This is a genomic window from Micromonospora yasonensis (assembly GCF_026013475.1).
In the GTDB taxonomy this organism is placed as follows: Bacteria; Actinomycetota; Actinomycetes; order Mycobacteriales; family Micromonosporaceae; genus Micromonospora; species Micromonospora yasonensis.
Genome location: NZ_JAPDPH010000427.1, coordinates 1 through 1,930, shown reverse-complemented (window position 1 = coordinate 1,930; position 1,930 = coordinate 1). Strand labels below are relative to the sequence as shown.

Here is a 1,930-nt window from a genome sequence, read left to right as displayed (position 1 = left end):
ACGCGATGTTGGCCGACCTGGCGGACAACCAGCGCAGCGCGGTCCTCGCCTACGAGCTGTACGCCGCGGCGGCACGCAATCCCCAGCTCCGGGTGATCACGCAGGCGTGGATGGACAGCACCCGCCGATCCCTGCAGCGGCATTTCGATCCCGACACCGCGGAGGCGCTCGACGCGCTGATCGAAGGGCTGATTCTGCACGCGACCCTGTCCACTCGGCCGGTCGATGCCGAAAAGATCAGGGACTCGATCCGTCGCCTCGTGCCCGGGGACGTAGCGGGATGACCGGCACTCCCGCCGGCGCGCGCGACAGGCCGCTGACGCTGGCCGGCCCGGCGGGCGACGGCGGCGCCCAGCTGCGAGCGGCCACCACGGCGGTGTACCTGGCGTTCGTCAGCAGCGGCTTCGCCTTCGCCACCTGGGCGGCCCGCATCCCCAACGTCAAGGCCCAGCTTCAACTGAGCCCGCGACAACTGGGACTGTTGCTGCTCGCCCTGCCCATCGGGTCGATCGTGTCGCTGCTGGCGGCGGGACCAGTCGTGACGAGCATCAGCCCACGCCGCGCCGTTGCCGCAGCCGGCCTGACCAGCGCAGCGGGGCTCTGCCTGGCCGGTATCGGCGCGCAGGGCGACTTCAGCGTCACGGCCACGGGGCTTGCGCTCCTCGGCTTGAGCACTGGCGTCTGGGACGTGGCGATGAACGTCGAGGCCGCCGCCGTCGAGCAACGAAGCGGCAGGTCGATGATGTCCCGGTTCCACGCCTCCCTGAGCGCCGGAACCGTCCTCGGCGCAGGCGTCGCCGCAGCCTGCGCCGCTCTCCACGTCCCGGTCGTCGCCCACCTGGCCGTCGTCGCGGTCCTTGTCGCCGTAGCGGTGCCGGTGTCCACCCGCCGGTATCTGGCCACCGGCACCGAGCCGTCCACGCCCCGCTCGGCCCGCGACGCCGTGCGCGCGTGGACCGAACCGCGCACGCTCGCTCTCGGCATCTTCGTGTTGAGCATGGCGTTCTCCGAGGGCACCGGCAATGACTGGCTCGCCTCCGCGATGATCGAGGGTCACCACACCTCGGTAGCCGCCGGCGCGCTGAGCTTCGCGATGTTCGTCGCCGCGATGACCCTCGGCCGATGGTTCGGGCCGCCACTCGTCAACCGGTACGGCCCGAGACTCGTCACCCGCGCCAGCGCCGTCCTCGCCATGTCCGGCCTCGCGGTCACGATCTTCGGCCCACACCAGGCAGTTGCGCTGCTCGGTGTCATCACCTGGGGGCTGGGCACCGCGATGGGCTTTCCGCTCGGCATCAGCGCCGCAGCCGACGACCCAGGCCGCGCAGCCGTCCGCGTCAGCGTCGTCTCCTCCATCGGCTACACCGCCTTCCTGGCCGGGCCCCCGCTTCTCGGCTTCCTCGCGAACCACGTCGGCATCCTGCGCTCGCTGTCCATCACCCTGGGCGTGGTCACGGTCGGTCTGCTGTTCACCGCGAGTTTCGCCGCGAACGGAAGTCAGCGACCATCAGGTGGAGTCCGGCGCCGAGCGAAAGATCAAGATGCGCGACGAGCGCCGCACGCCGGGCCCTCACGCTTCGGGTAACCTGTGGTCCTGCGGGCCGTTAGCTCAATGGCAGAGCTGAGGACTTTTAATCCATAGGTGTCGCCGGATCACATCGACACTCGTCGAGTCGATACGCAGATTAATCTGCAGCTTTGCACCCATGGTTGCGGCAATCCATGTCCTATGTGGACCCGGGCGCCTCGTGGGGTGCTCGGCTGTTCGTGATGCGGCTGGGCGGCCGGAGTTTCCTGAAGCGGACCAAGTGGATTAAGAGTTGGGTTGACATATCCCGCATTGTTCCACCGGGTCTAATCAGTCCAGCAATTGCCGATTTGTCCACCACTTGGCCCATGACAGGTCCTTGATGGTCCCCGCGATGGCGGG

General features: G+C 68.7%; 2 protein-coding genes. Both read left to right on the top strand.

Going from position 1 to position 1,930, the window contains the following annotated elements; all coding sequences use genetic code 11:
• A partial coding sequence (locus ONA70_RS36050; RefSeq protein ID WP_265010949.1) for a TetR family transcriptional regulator C-terminal domain-containing protein occupies window positions 1–284 on the top strand: 284 nt, incomplete at its 5' end.
• A complete protein-coding gene (locus ONA70_RS36045) occupies window positions 281–1,585 on the top strand; it encodes an MFS transporter (RefSeq protein ID WP_265010948.1) in 1,305 nt (434 codons plus the stop codon). The genes ONA70_RS36050 and ONA70_RS36045, both read left to right, overlap by 4 nt.
• Window positions 1,586–1,930 lie beyond the last annotated feature (345 nt).

What these genes read in the sequence shown, in the direction of transcription:
- ONA70_RS36045 (WP_265010948.1), top strand. Translation starts at nt 281, where the DNA reads ATGACCGGCACTCCCGCCGGCGCGCGCGACAGGCCGCTGACGCTGGCC.